Origin of the sequence: Streptomyces sp. NPDC051136 (assembly GCF_044455745.1) — a bacterium.
GTDB lineage: Bacteria > Actinomycetota > Actinomycetes > Streptomycetales > Streptomycetaceae > Streptomyces.
The window spans coordinates 131,572-145,788 of sequence record NZ_JBITFE010000008.1 but is presented as its reverse complement, the minus strand read 5'-3'; the positions used below and the strand labels follow the sequence as shown (position 1 = coordinate 145,788).

Here is a 14,217-nt window from a genome sequence, read left to right as displayed (position 1 = left end):
GCCCCCGGGCCCCCGCTCACTCCTGCACCAGCACCACGCTCGACTCGCCCGGCACGCGCAGTATCCCGTTCGCGCCCGGGCCCTCCACCGGTTCCCACGCGGCGAGCACCCGCGCCGGGCGGTTGCCCAGCGGGATCGCCGCCGGCCCGGTGCCCAGGTTGACCACCACCCGGATGTCCCCGCGCCGGAAGGCCAGCCAGCGCGCCGTGCCGTCGTACGCGACCCTGGTGTCGGCCAGGTCCGGGTCGGTCAGGTCCGGCTGCTCCGCGCGCAGGGCGATCAGCCGCCGGTACCAGTCCAGGACGCGCGCGTGCGGCTCGCGTTCCGGCTCCGACCAGTCGAGGCAGGAGCGCTCGCGCGTCGCCGGGTCCTGCGGGTCGGGCACGTCCTCCTCCCGCCAGCCGTGCGCGGCGAACTCCCGCCGCCTGCCGTTGCGTACCGCCTCCGCGAGTTCGGGGTCGGTGTGGTCGGTGAAGAACTGCCACGGCGTGCCGGCCGCCCACTCCTCGCCCATGAACAGCATCGGGGTGAACGGCGCGGTCAGCGTCAGCGTGGCCGCGCAGGCGGCGAGCCCGGGGGAGACCAGCGACGCCAGCCGGTCCCCCTGGGCGCGGTTGCCGATCTGGTCGTGGGTCTGGCTGTAACCGGTCAGCCGGTGCGCGGCCACCCCGGCCCGGTCCAGGGCCCGGCCGTGCGAGCGGCCCCGGAAACTGGAGTAGGTGCCGTCGTGGAAGTAGCCGCGGGTCAGCGTCTTGGCGAGCGCCGCCAGCGGGTCGCGCGCGAAGTCGGCGTAGTAGCCCTGCGACTCACCGGTCAGCGCGGTGTGCAGGGCGTGGTGGAAGTCGTCGTTCCACTGCGCGTGCACACCCAGGCCGCCCTGAGCGCGCGGGGTGATGACCCGCGGGTCGTTCAGGTCGGACTCGGCGATCAGGAAGAGCGGCCGGCCCAGGTCGGCGGACAGCTCGTCCACGGCGTGCGACAGCTGCTCCAGGAAGTGGTACGCGCGGGTGTCCACCAGGGCGTGCACCGCGTCCAGGCGCAGCCCGTCGAGCCGGTAGTCCCGCAGCCACGCCAGCGCGCTGTCCACGAGGAACGCCCGCACCTCGTCCGAGCCGGGCGCGTCCAGGTTGACGGCGACGCCCCAGGGCGTGTGGTGGGTGTCGGTGAAGTACGGGCCGAAGGCGGGCAGGTAGTTGCCGGACGGGCCCAGGTGGTTGTGCACCACGTCCAGGACCACACCGAGGCCCAGCTCGTGCGCCCGGTCGACGAACCGTTTCAGCGCCTCGGGCCCGCCGTACGGCTCGTGCACCGCCCACAGCGAGACCCCCTCGTACCCCCAGCCGTGCCGGCCGGGGAAGGGGCACAGCGGCATCAGCTCGACGTGGGTGACGCCGAGCCGCACCAGGTGGTCGAGGCGCTGTGCGGCGGCGTCGAGCGTGCCCTCGGGTGTGTACGTCCCCACGTGCAGCTCGTACAGGACCCCGCCGGGCAGCCCGCGCCCGGCCCAGCGGGCACGCCACGCGTACCGCCCGTGGTCGACGACCGCGCTGAGCCCGTCGGGACCGTCCGGCTGGCGGCGCGAGCGCGGGTCGGGCAGCACCGGCCCGTCGTCCACCGCGAAGCCGTACCGCGAGCCGTCCCCGGCCCGGGCCTCACCGCACCACCACCCCGGCCGCTCCGGATCGCGCTCCAGCGCGCGCGTGGCGCCGTCGCACTGCAACGTCACCCGGCCGGCCTGCGGTGCCCACACCTCGAACTGCACGGACGGTTCCCCTTCGTCTGTGGTCCCTGACCCGTCCATGGTCCTCCACCGTGGATCGTTCCGCTGGGGATTCTCCCGCGCGCAGGGTGTCGCGTCCGGTGCCCGGCCCCGCCGTCCGTCACCGGACCGCACCGGGGCCGGGCACCGGTGCGGCGTCAGACCGGACGGAGCAGCGGGGTGGCGACGCCCAGGACGGTCCGCAGGGCGGGGATGTCCGCCCAGGTGAGGCCGAGGACGCGGACCGCGTGGCGGAGGGTGAGGTGGTCGGCGCCGCCGGCCGCTTCGCCGAGGACCTTCATGGCGCTGTCCCGGTCCAGGGCGGCGGCCCCCGCGACGGGCGGGTCCTGGACCCGCCGAGGCGGCGCGGTGCGCTCGCTCGCCAGCCCGGGGATGCCGGTGAGGCGGTGGGAGACGGCGGCCGCGTCCTCCAGGGTGGCCGGGCGCTCCCCGACGAGGGCCCGCGCGACCGGGTTGTGGTCGAGGGCCTCCCCGAGCGGCAGGGGGTACAGCCCCGGCGAGGCGTCGGTGAGCCGGACGGTGCCGCCGCGGGCGGTGCGGGCGGTGCCGCGGGCGCCGAGGACGGCCGCGGCCCACAGCGCGGAGGCCTCCGAGGGGTGCCAGGCCAGCGCCCGGGCGGCCGCCGCCACCGCGCCCGGGCCGGGGACGAGGGGCTCGCTTCCGGTGAGACGTCCGAGGAGGATCCGCTCCTCGATCTCGCCGTCGAGGCCGGGGCCGGCGACGTGGACGGTGGTGGGGACGCCGGTGAGGTGGCAGGCGGCGAGGGTGAGGGCGTCCGTGAACGGGCTGCACAGGCCGGGCTCGTCGCCGTGGGTCAGGATGTCGCCGCCGACGTCGACGACGCGGATCCGGCCGCCCGCGGCCGCCGCCATGGAACCGATCCGCCGCGCCAGGGCGTCGAGCCCCGCGGCCGGGTCGAGCAGCAGCAGCCGGGCGGGCAGGTCCCGGGCGAGGCCGGGCAGGGTGGATCCGGCCGGCGGACGGACGCGCGTGGCCGCGGTGAAGGCCGCGAAACCGTCCCCGGCGCCGCCCGGTTCGTGGACGAGTCCCTCGAAGTCCCCCTCGCCGAGGGCGGCGGCGGTGGGATCGACCTCGGGGCGCTCCCACGCGTACGTGGCGATCAGTGCAGGGGCGGCCGGGTCGCCGCCGCCCAGGGCACGGGCCGCGATCAGGGTCCCGACGGGATCGCCTCCGCCGCCCGCCGCCACGTACAGGTCACTCACGCGGCGCCCTCGCGCAGGTCGACGCCGGTGATGCGGACCGGTGCCGCCCCCATGTTCCTGCGGGCGCGGGCGTTCGCCGCGTGCAGCGTCTCGTAGTACTCGCGGTCGAGGTCCTTGACGGGTCCGGAGTAGAACATCCACGACAGGATGTCGCGGTACTTGAAGCCCTTCGGGGTCAGCTGGACCCGGTCGCCGAGGCGGTGGACCAGGCCGTTGGACTCCGCCGCGTCCAGAACGGGCTCGAACTCGTCCGCGTGCCGCCGGTAGCCGAAGCGCTCCAGTTCCGACAGGTCGAGGTCGAAGGTGTCGAGGACGAGCCGCTTGCGGAGGTTCTCCTCGGCGGTCAGTTCGAAGCCGGTGACGGGGGTCAGCTCGTGGGCACGGGCCTTCCTGATGTAGTCGGCGACCTCGGCCGCCGAGGGCTTCACGCTGCCGCACATGTAGTCGAGCACGCTGGTGTAGGAACGGGCGCCGACGCCGAGGCCGAGCAGCGGGACGCCGTGGAAGGTGAGCACCTTCTGCGCGTAGCCGCCGCGGCCGGGCTTCTTGTAGCGGACGGAGCCCTCCTGGACGTACCCGTGCTCCAGGAACACCTGGCGGGCGTAGTCGTAGCGCTCGTACAGCTCGGGCTGCCACATGTACTGGTAGGCGCCGGTCTTGGAGAACCAGGCGTCCGGCCGCACGGTCAGGAAGTAGGTGCTGATGGTGGTCGGCCGGAGCGCGGCCAGTTCGTCCACGCTCTGGCGCCAGGTCTCGGGGGTCTGCCCGGCGAACCCCATGATCAGGTCGGTGGACAGGTCCGGCAGGCCGAGTTCGTGCGCGGTGCGGACGGCGCGCCGGATGACGTCCTCGTCCTCGCCGCCGCGCCCGGCTTCGCGGATCTCGCGGGGTACGAGGGACTGGATGCCGACGTTGGCCCGGGTCAGGCCCATGTCGATGAGGGCCTTGAACTCGCCGGGCGCGTCGGCGATCGACGACGGGGTCGCCTCCACGGCCACTTCCTCGGCCGTGGAGCGCCAGTTCGGGTAGACCTCGCCGATGGCGGCGAAGATCTGCTCGAAGTGGCGGGGCTTGAGCAGGGCGGGGGTGCCGCCCCCGATGTAGACGGTGCGTAACCGCCGGGCCCGGATGATCTCCGCGTGGTCGCGGATCTGAGTGCACAGGGCCTCGGTGTAGGCGTCGTAGACGTCCTCGTCGGTGCTGATGACGGTGTAGAGGTTGCAGAACCCGCATTTGCGGTCGCAGAAGGGTACGTGCAGATAGAGGTTGAGTTCCGGAACCTGGTGGTTGGCGAGGTCCGCCGCCCACACGCCGGAGACGGTCCATCTGCCCTCGGGGAGGGGGCGGTACGCGGAGCGGGGCGGGTAGGAGTACTGGTAGGGCGGGATCACTCCCTGGTCGATGTGGTCGGCGAGCTGCTGGTGCAGACTGCTGGTCACGGTGGAGCCTTCCCTGGGTGGTGGAGCGTGGTTGGTCCGGCCCGGTGATCCGACCACGGGGCGCTCACCTCCCTCCATGAGGTGTGCGCACCAAATACCCATCTCCTACTCGCCAGTTCGTTGGCCGTTGCTCCAAAAGACCACGTCAGAAGCCGAGTTGGTTTCGTCGATCAGGCCCATAGCCGCCGCGGACGCCGCACGGCTTTGCTGGTGGAATGACGATGTGGACGAGCCCGCGCGGGCCGGCAGTGCTGGTGATCGAGCCGATGGGGAACGCGGGACGCTTCCTCGTCGAGGCGGCCGACCGGCTGGGGGTGCGCCTGTACGCGGCCACCCACGAGGACGTCCACGACGGCTACCCGGACTGGCTGCGCACCGCGCTGGCCGGCGTGTGCGCGACGGACCTGACGGACACCGCGAGGGCGCTGGAGGACATGGCGGCCTTCTGCCGGCAGCACGCCGTCGCCGGGATCGCGGCCTGCTTCGAGCTGTTCACGCCGCTCGCGGCCCTCCTCGCCCGGCGGGTCGGCCTGCCCGGCAACGATCCCAGGCTCGCGCACGCGGCCCGCAACAAGATCCTCATGGGGGAGGCGTTCGCGGCCGCCGGGATCCCCGCGCCGCGCTGGGCCGTCGCCCACGACGTGGCCGAGGCCCACCGGGTGGCACGGGAAGGACCGGACGGTCTGGGGTGGCCGCTGGTGGTGAAGCCCGCGGAGCAGGGCGGCTCGTGGGGAGTGTCCGTGGTCGAGGGCCCGGACGGGCTCGCCGACGCCGTCGAGGCCGCCCAGCGGTTCACGCACGCACAACCGCACGGCCTGGCGCTCGACCCGCGGGTCCTGCTCCAGGAGTACGTCGCGGGGGAGGAGTACTCCTGCGACACGGTCGTCGCGGGCGGGGTGGCCTACCCGATGCCGGTCGTCAGGAAGGACACCACCAAAGGCCGGTACCGCGTCGAGACCGGGCACACCTGCCCCTCCGGACTCTCCGCCCGGCTCGTCGCGCAGGTGCGGCACACGGCGGCGAGGGCGGCGCTGGCCGTCGGAGTGCGCGACGGGATCGCGCACACGGAGGTGAAGATCCCGCCGGGCAGCCGGACACCGCACGTCATCGAGACCGGGGCCCGGCTGCCGGGCGACAGCCTGTGCGAGGTCGTCGAGGCCGCGACGGGTGTGAGCGAGGCGGTGGCGTACCTCCAGGCCGTGCTCGGCCTCGTCCCGGACACCGTCCCCAGCCGTGCGGACGCGGCGGCGATCAGGTTCCTGCTGCCCGAGTCCGGCGGAGTGCTGCGCCGGGTGGACATCCCGGGCCTGCCCGGCACCCACAGCGAGGTGAGTCTGCGGCCCGGGGACGCGGTGCCCGAGCCGTCCGACTCGACGTGCCGGGTCGGGCACGTGGTGGCCCGGGCGGGAACCGCCGACCGGGCACGTGCGCTGGCCGACCGGGTGGTCGCCCGGTCCCGAGTGGAAGTGGGCTGACAGAGGTGCGGAAGATCGCGTTCTTACGATCCGTGCACATCCGGCGGGCCGACCCCTACATCCAGCGGGCCGTGCGCGAACTCGCGGCCGAGGGCATCGAGGCCGGACTGTTCCACACCAGCGGCACCCCCGGTGACGCGGACTTCCCCGGATACCGGCAGCGGCTGGACCGGGCGGTGACGCCGAGACGGCTGGCGGACGCGGTCGCCGCCTGGGGGGCGGACGCCGCCGTGTCGATCTCGCTGCCGTGCGAGAACGCCCTCCGCGACGCCGCGGCCAAGGCGTTCCTGGACGCCGCCGGCATCCCGACGGTCATGACCCCGCTCCCGGCCACCCTCCAACTGGTGGACAAGTGGGAGACCAAACGGCTCTGCGCCCGGGCGGGGCTGGACGTGCCCGACGGGTTCCGCGTCGACTCCGACCTCCTCGGCGGACGGGGACTGCCGGTGCCCGGCTACCGCGACGCACTGCGCGTGCAGGCCGCACGCATCGGCTACCCGCTGATGTCGAAGCCCGTATGGGACTCGACCAGCATGGGCATCCGCACCCTGCGCTCACCCGCCGACCTCGACGCCCAGCTGGACCCCGGCCCGGACACGGTGTCGACGGTGGTGGAGCAGGTGATCGAGGGCGACCTGTGCAGCGTGGACATCGTGGGCCGCCCCGGCGCCTACCGGGTCCTCCCTCTGTGCTGGACCGGGCGTGCCGGGGCTGACCCGGTGTTCACCTTCGCCGACCTGCGCTGGTGCGGTCCGCGCGAGGAGGCGGACGCCGCGTTCACCGGGGTGGCCCGCGCACTGGCCGGTCTCTGCCAGGACCTCGGGGTCCACGGGTCGGTCAACGTGGACATGATCTACACCGGCGGCCGGTTCGTCGTCCTGGAGGTCAACCCCCGGATCGGCGGCGCCACCACCCTGTCGTGCGCCGCGTCCGGCACCAACACCTTCGCCTCCCTGGCCCGCATGGCACGCGGCCTTCCCGTCCCCGGGGGTACGGCCCGCCGGACCGGCTGGGCGATCGAGTTCCTCGCCGCCGACGGCATCCCGCCCGCCGCACGGGCCGAACTCGGACGGTGCGTCCGGGTGGTCACCGCGCACGAGCTGGTCATCGACGGCACCTCCCGCGGCGACATCGTCGTGTTCCGCCTGGCCGAGGGCGAGGAGCAGCGGACCGTCAAGGCCCTCACCGAGCTGCACGAGGCGTCCGGCTTCCCCGAGACCGGCCTCATGACCAAGCTCCGCTCGCTGCTGGACGTGAACCGGTGACCGAGCCCGCGGCCGCCCGCCGCTCGCGCACCGCGCACCGCCTCGGCCTGCCCCGGCTGCGCGGGCAGGGCCTGTTCGTCACCGGCAACCTGATCGACTCCGTCGGCAACGGCATGCTCCTGCCCCTGGGACTCCTCTACTTCACCGACGTGCTGCACCTGCCCCTGGCCCGGGTGGGCGTGGCCATGACGGCCGGTCAGGCGCTGGCGCTGCCGGCCACGTTCCTCGCCGGGCGCCTCATGGACCGCGTCGGGCCCCAGCGCGTCGTCGTGTGGGCGAACATCCTCTCCGCCGCCGGGTTCGCCCTGTTCCTGCCCGCCCGCGAACCGTGGCACATCGCCGGCGTGTACGTGCTCGTCCAGGCCGGCATCAACATGTACTTCACCGCGCAGCGCACCCTGATCACCCACGTCGCCCCGGACGAGCACCGGTCCTGGTTCGCGTTCACCGGTTCGCTGCGCAACGTCGGGCTCGCCGCCGGAGCCGGTGCGGCGGCCGGGGCCCTGAGCCTGTTCGGCACCGGATCGCTGCGCTGGCTGATCGCCGTGGACGCGGTGACCTACCTGCTGGCGGCCGTCTGCTTCGCCACCCTCACCACCACCCCGCCGAAACCGGACGCCGCCCCGCCGGACGACCCCGCGACCGGCTCCGGCCACACCCGCCGCTACCTCGTGCTCGTGGCCGTCAACATCCCCTACGTCCTCGCCCAGGCCCTCCTCGCCGTGCTCGTCGCCGTCTACACCACCCGCGCGCTGGAACTCCCCGCCTCGGCCGCGAGCCTGCTGTTCGCCGTCAACACCGTCATCGTCTCCGCGTGCTCGACCGTCGTCACCGCGCACCTGGCCCCCCGGGCACCCCGGCGCGCCGTGTCCGCCGGTTACCTGATCATGGCCGCGGGCATGGTGGCGTTCGCGCTGCCCGCCCTCCCCGGCGCCACCGCCGCCGCCTGGGCGGCCCTCATCGCGGCGATCGTCCTGTTCAGCGTGGCGGAGATCCTTCTCGGGCCCGCGCTGAGCGAACTGTCGGTGACCCTCACACCCCAGGCGGCCGGGGGCTTCACCCAGGGCCTCTACCAGTTCTCCTGGGCCGTCGGCATGGTCGCCGCCCCCGCCCTGTTCACCCGGCTCCTGGCAACGGACCCCCTCCTGCCGTGGGGCTTCGAGGCCGCCGCCTGCCTGCTCGCCCTGCTGGCCGCCCCGGCCCTCACGACCCGTGGCCGCCACGGCCGAAGGAGCCCCCGTTGATCACGAGCGTCGTCCACTCGCTGCACGACCTGCCCGCCGCCGAGTGGGAGCACCTCGCCCGTCCGGCCGGCCTCTACCTCTCCCACCGCTGGCTCACGGGCGAGGAGCCGGACCCCACCGCCGGCACCGCGTACGCCCTCGTCCGGGACCGCCGCGGCGCCCTGCTCGCCGCCGCGCCGCTCCACCTCGTGCGGGACGAACCGAACGACCGCTACCGGCCCGGCACCGTCCTGCCCCCGCACCTGCGGCCCCGCGTCGTCGCCGGCGCCCGCCGCGGCTACCACAACACCCCGCTCACCAGGCCCGGACTCGCAGCCGCCGACCGGGACGCCGCCCTCGGCCTCCTCCGGGACACCGCCCGCCGCTTCGCCGCCGGCCACGGCACCACGCACTGGTGGCCCTACCTCACCGCCCCGGCCGCGGCCGCCCTCGCCCCGCTCTACCCCGGCCCGCCCCTCCACCTGGAGGACGACGCCGTCATCCCCCTGCCCGGCACGGGCTTCGACGACTACGTCACCTCGCTGCCCGCACGGCGCCGGGCCGGCGTCCGCCGCGAACGCCGCGACTTCGCCGCCGCCGTCCCGGTACGCCGGCACCTGCTCGCGGACTGCTTCGAGGAGGCGGGGGCCCTGCTCGCCGGACACCAGCAGGGCCACGGGCACGACCGTGACGGCGTCGCCGCGATGACCGCCCTGCTGGAACGCCAGGCCACGGCCATGGGCACCGAGGCCCGCGTGGTCGCCGCCCACGACGAGGGCCGCATGATCGCCTTCTGCCTCTACTACCACTACGGAGACACCACATGGATCCGCGCGGTCGCCCACGACCGCGAACACCCCGCACCCCACCTCTACTTCAACCTCATGTACTACCTCCCCATCGAGGACGCCTACACCCACGGCACGACCGCCCTGCACGCGGGCATGACCACCATCGAGGCCAAGCGGCGGCGCGGCGCCCGCGTGTCGGCGCTGTACGCCCTGGCCGACGAGCCCTCTTCTGGACACCCCGGCCCTCGCTGACCGACAAACAGGCGCGTGACGTCGTCCTTCGAGTTCCCCGTACACCCCGCCCGGTTGTCGGACGCGGAGCGCGACAAGGCGCTGAGCGTGCTGCGGGACGGCGTCGCCGCGGGCCGCCTGTCGCACGACACCTTCCTCCGCCGGATGGAGCTGGCGCTCGCCGCCCGCCGGCTGGAGGAGCTGGCCGCGCTCACCGCCGACCTGCGCACCGAGAGCCGGCTGTCGCGGATGGTGTTCGGCACCGTCGAGGCGGTGTCCGGGTTCGGGGTACGGCTCGGCCGGGCGTGGCGGGCCGAGCGGCTGCCCAAACTGCTGCTTCCCCACCCCGGCACGGTTCACCCGCTGCGCATAGGGCGCGACCCGGCGAACGGGCTGCGGCTGAGCCACGACACGGTCTCCCGGGTGCACGCCGAGCTCAGCCGCCAGGGCGGCATGTGGGTGCTGCGCGACCTCGGCTCCACCAACGGCACCACGGTCAACGGGCGGCGGGTCATCGGCGCGGCCGTCGTCCGCGAGGGCGACCAGGTCGGCTTCGGCCGGATGTCCTTCCGCCTCGCGGCGGCCTGACGCGAGCGTCCCCTCGGGCGGCGCGGGCCCGGCGGACCGAGCGACCGAACAGAACCCTGGCCTGGGCTTCACGTGGAGTCGTGGCCGCTTCGAGGGGGCAAACGCCTTTGCTTCTCGCGGTGTTGACGTAACCCCCGACACGTGACTGACTGTGCGTACACCGCGCACACCAGGTGAATCGACGGCCCGCTTCCTGGAGGTGTGCCCTGCCGCCCCTCCTGCGTTACCCGACCGTGGACGAGCTGGGGGCCCGGGCCGCCGCACTCGTCGCCCGGCATCCCCGGCACGCCCGGCTGCGCCGCGTCGGCACCTCCCGCGCGGGCAGCCCGCTGCTGCTGCTCTCCGTCGGCCACGGCAGCCGCCATGCCCTCGTCGTCGCCGGACCGCACGCGAACGAGCCCGTGGGCGGCGCCACCGCCCTGCGGCTGGCCGAGCGGGCCGTGGCGGACCCCCGGCTCACCGACGGCGCCGACGCCACCTGGAACCTGCTGCTGTGCGCCGACCCCGACGGCCTGCGGCGCAACGAGGGGTGGCTCACCGGCCCCTACACCCTCGGCCGATACGCCCGGAACTTCTTCCGGCCCGGCTTCCTGGAGCAGCCCGAGTGGCTGCCCGACGGCCCGGAGCGCGCCACGCTGCCCGAGACCCGCACGCTCCTCGCCCTCCAGGACGAACTGCGGCCCTTCCTCCAGTGCTCCCTGCACGGCGTGGACGTCGGCGGCGGCTTCGTCGAGCTGACCCACGACCTGCCCGGCCTCTCCCAGCGCATCGCGCACACCGCGGCCCGGCTCGGCATACCCCGCGAACTCGGCGCCTACGACACCCTGTACTGGCCCGACCTCGGACCCGCCGTCTACCGCATCCCGCCGCCCCGCCGCGGCGACTTCACCGCCGCCATCACCGAGGCCGCCGTCGACTCGACGTGGTGCCATCCGCGCCGCTTCGGCACGGTCACCGCGGTCGTCGAGGCACCGATGTGGGGCGTGGCGGCCGTGGCGGACGGCTCGCCCCCGGCCGACCGCGACGCGGTGCTGCGCACCGTCAGCCGCACCCTGCGCCACGACACCCGGCGCCTGCACCGCATCCTGGCCCGGCTCAGGCCGCACCTCGCCGACGTGCCGGAGGTGGCGCACCTGCTCGCGCCGGTCGACGACTACCTGCTGGTCTGCCCCCGGCTCGCCGACGCGTGGGACCCCGACACCGACGACGGGACGGGCCGCTCACTGCCGCCCATGAACACCTCCCACCTGGTCGCGCTGCGGCTGGCCGGACGGCGCCTGTCCCTGCGGACCGCGGGGCTGCTGTACCAGCTGGTCACCCGTACCGGCGGCGATCCGGCGGGCGTCCTGACCGAGGTGGACCGGATGGTGGACGAGGGCTGCGCCGACTACCGCGACGGCTGCGCGGCGCACTGGATACCGGTCGGGCGCCAGGTGGAGTACCAGACGCGGGTCGTGCTCGCCGCGTTCGAACTGGCCGTGCGGCGGGACGCCGCGGACTCCCGTCCGGGGGAGCCGGACCGGGGCCCCGGGGCCACGGTGCCGGTGCACCGCGACTGACACGGACCGTCTCCGGCCCCGGTGCGCGCCTCCCTCGCCGCCCGGGGTCCGCCGTCGCACTCCCGCCCGCCCGGCGGCGCCCTGCACGCACTTCCGCCGCACCGGGCGCCGACCACGTACGGACCCGTACGCCGGTCGACGCCCGGCGCACCGGGAGCCCGCCCGACGCCGCCGAGCCCGCCCTCCGGCCGGACGACGGAAAGGTGACGGCAGAACCTACTCCCGCGCCGCATCCACCCGCTCCAGCAGTGCCACCGGCGTGTCCGCGAACAGGTCCGCCACGCGCGCGTGCCCCTTGAACGACCGCCCCGGCACCAGCGCGTCGGCCCACCGGCCCGGCGGCAGCGCCAGCGTCGTGCCGCGCCAGCCGCCCGCCTCCGCCAGCCGCAGCGACAGCCGGGTCACGGCCGTCACGACCCGGCCGGAGCGGGCGAACGCCACGCAGTGCTCCGCCGCCGGACCGTCGGCGGGCAGCGGCTCGTACGTCGCCGCGTCGCCGAACGCCTCGGGCCGCCGCGCCCGCAGGGCCAGCGCCGCCCGGGTCACCGCCGCCTTCTCCCCGGCGTCCGGCTCCCCCACCCCGGCGGGGAAGTCGACCGGCCGGCGGTTGTCCGGGTCCACCAGCGCCCGGTACTCGTGCTCGGTCCCCTGGTAGAGGTCCGGCACGCCCGGCATCGTCAGGTGGACGAGGGCGGTACCGAGGACGTTCGCCCGCACGTGCGGCCCGAGCGCCTCGCGCAGGGCGGCCACCCGCTCGCCCGGGACGCCGCACGGCCCCGCCGCCACGAACCGGGCCACCGCCTCCTCGTACGCGGGCTCCTGCTCCGTCCAGCTGGTGTGCGTGCCCGCTTCGCGCACGTGCTTCAGCAGCGCCTCGCGCACGCGCTCCCCGTCCGCCGGGCCCAGCCCGAACACCGTCTGCCAGGCCGCCCACGCCGCCTGCCCGTCCGGCGCCCCCTCGCCCGGGCGGGCGGCCTCCGCCAGGACGTCCTCCCACCGCGCCGGGCACTGGGTGAGCACCGCCAGCGCGGCACGCACGTCGGCGCTGCGCTTGGTGTCGTGGGTCGAGACCACCGTGCCCGTCGTCGGCCAGTCCCGCTGCACGCGCGCGCAGTACGTGTGGAACTCCCGCGCCGACACCGCCGGACGGCCGGGGTCGCCCCCCACCTCGGTCGCCGACAGCAGCGGCACGTAGCGGTAGAAGGCGGTGTCCTCGACGGACTTGGCGCGCAGCGCCGACGCGGTCTGCGCGAAGCGCGTCCGGAACTCCACCTGACCGGGCCCGTCCCCGTACCGCCCGAGCAGCAGGTCCCGTACCACGTCCACCGCGCCGGCCTCCTCCGGCACCGCGAAGGCGCGCCGTGCCTCGGCCGCCGCCTCCTCGGTGACGACGGTCGCCGCGTCCGCCGTGCTGTACGGCCGGTACACCTCCAGCCGGACCAGCAGTTCCCGCAGCGCCGTGCGCAGCGCCCAGGGCACCCGGTCGCGCAGCGCCGGCTCCGGCGAGCCGGCGCACAGGCGGTGCGCCACCCGGGTCAGCCGGTCCGTCTCGGTGGCCAGCTCGTGCGTCAGCACCTGGTACGCGGCGTGCCGCACCGTCGCCGCCCAGTCCCCGCCCCGGTCCGCCCGCGGAGCGGCGAACCGGCGGTAGTGGTCGAGCAGTTGCCCGTACCCCGCCGGGTCCGTGAAGAGCCCGTCGACGTGCCGCAGGGCGTCGTAGCCGGTCGTGCCGGCGACCGGCCAGGCGGCGGGCAGCCGCTCCCCGTCCGCGAGGATCTTCTCCACCACCGTCCACCGGCCGCCGCTCGCCCGGTGCAGCCGCTCCAGGTACGCGCCGGGATCGGCGAGGCCGTCGGGATGGTCGACGCGCAGTCCGTCGATCACGCCCTCGCGCAGCAGCCGCAGGACGGTCCCGTGCGTGGCGTCGAACACCTCCGGGTCCTCCACGCGCACGCCGATCAGCTCCGAGATGCTGAAGAAGCGCCGGTAGTTCAGCTCGGTACGGGCCAGCCGCCACCACACCGGCCGGTACCACTGCGCGTCCAGGAGCCGGGGCAGCGGCAGGTCCGCGGTGCCCTCCCGCAGCGGGAAGGCGTGCTCGTGGTAGCGCAGCACGTCGCCGTCGACCCGGAGATCGGCCAGCACCTCGCCGACCGGGGCGCCCAGCACCGGCAGCAGCACCCGGCCGCCCTGTGCCTGCCAGTCGATGTCGAACCACCGCGCGTACGGCGACTCGGGCCCTTCGCGCAGCACCTCCCACAGGGCGCGGTTGTGCCGCGGGGACATCGCCATGTGGTTCGGCACGATGTCCACCACCAGACCCAGACCGTGCTCCCGCGCGGTGCGCGACAGCGCCCGCAGTCCCTCCTCGCCGCCCAGCTCGGCGCGTACGCGCGCGTGGTCGACGACGTCGTAGCCGTGCAGCGAGCCCGGGACCGCCTCGAGCACGGGCGACAGGTGCAGGTGCGACACCCCGAGCGAGGCCAGGTACGGCACGGCCGCCGCGGCGGCTTCGAAGGGGAAGTCCGGCTGGAGCTGGAGCCGGTAGGTGGCCGAGGGGGCGGGCGCGGCGGGCGAGTCGGCGGGGGCGGAGGAGGCCGGGGAGGGCACCGGGTCGGGTCGCTCAGGTGTCATGGAAAGCTA

Annotated in this window: 10 protein-coding genes; 6 read left to right on the top strand and 4 right to left on the bottom strand. The window is 75.0% G+C overall.

Annotation, left to right across the window (positions count from 1 at the left end; translation table 11 throughout):
• Positions 1-16 precede the first annotated feature (16 nt).
• The 3 genes from treZ to ACIBCJ_RS23590 all read right to left on the bottom strand — a co-directional run bounded on the left by treZ (position 17) and on the right by ACIBCJ_RS23590 (position 4,442).
• The gene (gene treZ, locus ACIBCJ_RS23600; RefSeq protein ID WP_365978337.1) at positions 17-1,762 is read right to left on the bottom strand and encodes a malto-oligosyltrehalose trehalohydrolase; all 1,746 of its coding nucleotides are present in this window, start codon (positions 1,760-1,762) and stop codon (positions 17-19) included.
• A 155-nt stretch (positions 1,763-1,917) separates the two neighbouring features.
• Positions 1,918-3,003, bottom strand: coding sequence for a DUF1152 domain-containing protein (locus tag ACIBCJ_RS23595; protein WP_365978336.1), 1,086 nt, complete (start codon positions 3,001-3,003; stop codon positions 1,918-1,920).
• A complete protein-coding gene (locus ACIBCJ_RS23590; RefSeq protein WP_362510547.1) occupies positions 3,000-4,442 on the bottom strand; it encodes a radical SAM protein in 1,443 nt (480 codons plus the stop codon). Before ACIBCJ_RS23590 ends, ACIBCJ_RS23595 begins: the two co-directional genes overlap by 4 nt.
• 215 nt (positions 4,443-4,657) lie before the next feature.
• On the opposite strand from ACIBCJ_RS23590, the gene ACIBCJ_RS23585 reads away from it, so the two are divergent.
• The 6 genes from ACIBCJ_RS23585 to ACIBCJ_RS23560 all read left to right on the top strand — a co-directional run bounded on the left by ACIBCJ_RS23585 (position 4,658) and on the right by ACIBCJ_RS23560 (position 11,574).
• A complete protein-coding gene (locus ACIBCJ_RS23585; RefSeq protein ID WP_365978335.1) occupies positions 4,658-5,917 on the top strand; it encodes an ATP-grasp domain-containing protein in 1,260 nt (419 codons plus the stop codon).
• A 32-nt stretch (positions 5,918-5,949) separates the two neighbouring features.
• Positions 5,950-7,182 carry an ATP-grasp domain-containing protein gene (locus tag ACIBCJ_RS23580; RefSeq protein ID WP_365978334.1) on the top strand — a complete coding sequence of 411 codons (1,233 nt, stop codon included), beginning with the start codon at positions 5,950-5,952 and terminating at the stop codon, positions 7,180-7,182.
• Entirely contained in the window at positions 7,179-8,426 is a 1,248-nt protein-coding gene (locus ACIBCJ_RS23575) for an MFS transporter (protein WP_362092714.1), read from the top strand. Before ACIBCJ_RS23580 ends, ACIBCJ_RS23575 begins: the two co-directional genes overlap by 4 nt.
• Positions 8,423-9,448, top strand: coding sequence for a GNAT family N-acetyltransferase (locus ACIBCJ_RS23570; RefSeq protein ID WP_362092717.1), 1,026 nt, complete (start codon positions 8,423-8,425; stop codon positions 9,446-9,448). The genes ACIBCJ_RS23575 and ACIBCJ_RS23570 overlap by 4 nt, the downstream gene beginning before the upstream one ends.
• A gap of 15 nt (positions 9,449-9,463) precedes the next feature.
• Positions 9,464-10,015: a DUF1707 and FHA domain-containing protein gene (locus tag ACIBCJ_RS23565; RefSeq protein ID WP_365978333.1), complete on the top strand. Its 552-nt coding sequence runs from the start codon at positions 9,464-9,466 to the stop codon at positions 10,013-10,015.
• A 233-nt stretch (positions 10,016-10,248) separates the two neighbouring features.
• Complete coding sequence (locus ACIBCJ_RS23560; protein ID WP_365978332.1) at positions 10,249-11,574, top strand: M14 family zinc carboxypeptidase; 1,326 nt, start codon at positions 10,249-10,251, stop codon at positions 11,572-11,574.
• 216 nt (positions 11,575-11,790) lie between these two features.
• Here ACIBCJ_RS23560 and treY read toward each other — a convergent pair whose 3' ends face one another.
• Positions 11,791-14,208, bottom strand: a complete 2,418-nt coding sequence (gene treY, locus ACIBCJ_RS23555; RefSeq protein ID WP_365978331.1) for a malto-oligosyltrehalose synthase — start codon at positions 14,206-14,208, stop codon at positions 11,791-11,793.
• Between the last annotated feature and the right edge of the window lie 9 nt (positions 14,209-14,217).

What these genes read in the sequence shown, in the direction of transcription:
- ACIBCJ_RS23585 (WP_365978335.1), top strand. Translation starts at nt 4,658, where the DNA reads ATGACGATGTGGACGAGCCCGCGCGGGCCGGCAGTGCTGGTGATCGAG.
- treY (WP_365978331.1), bottom strand. Translation starts at nt 14,208, where the DNA reads ATGACACCTGAGCGACCCGACCCGGTGCCCTCCCCGGCCTCCTCCGCC.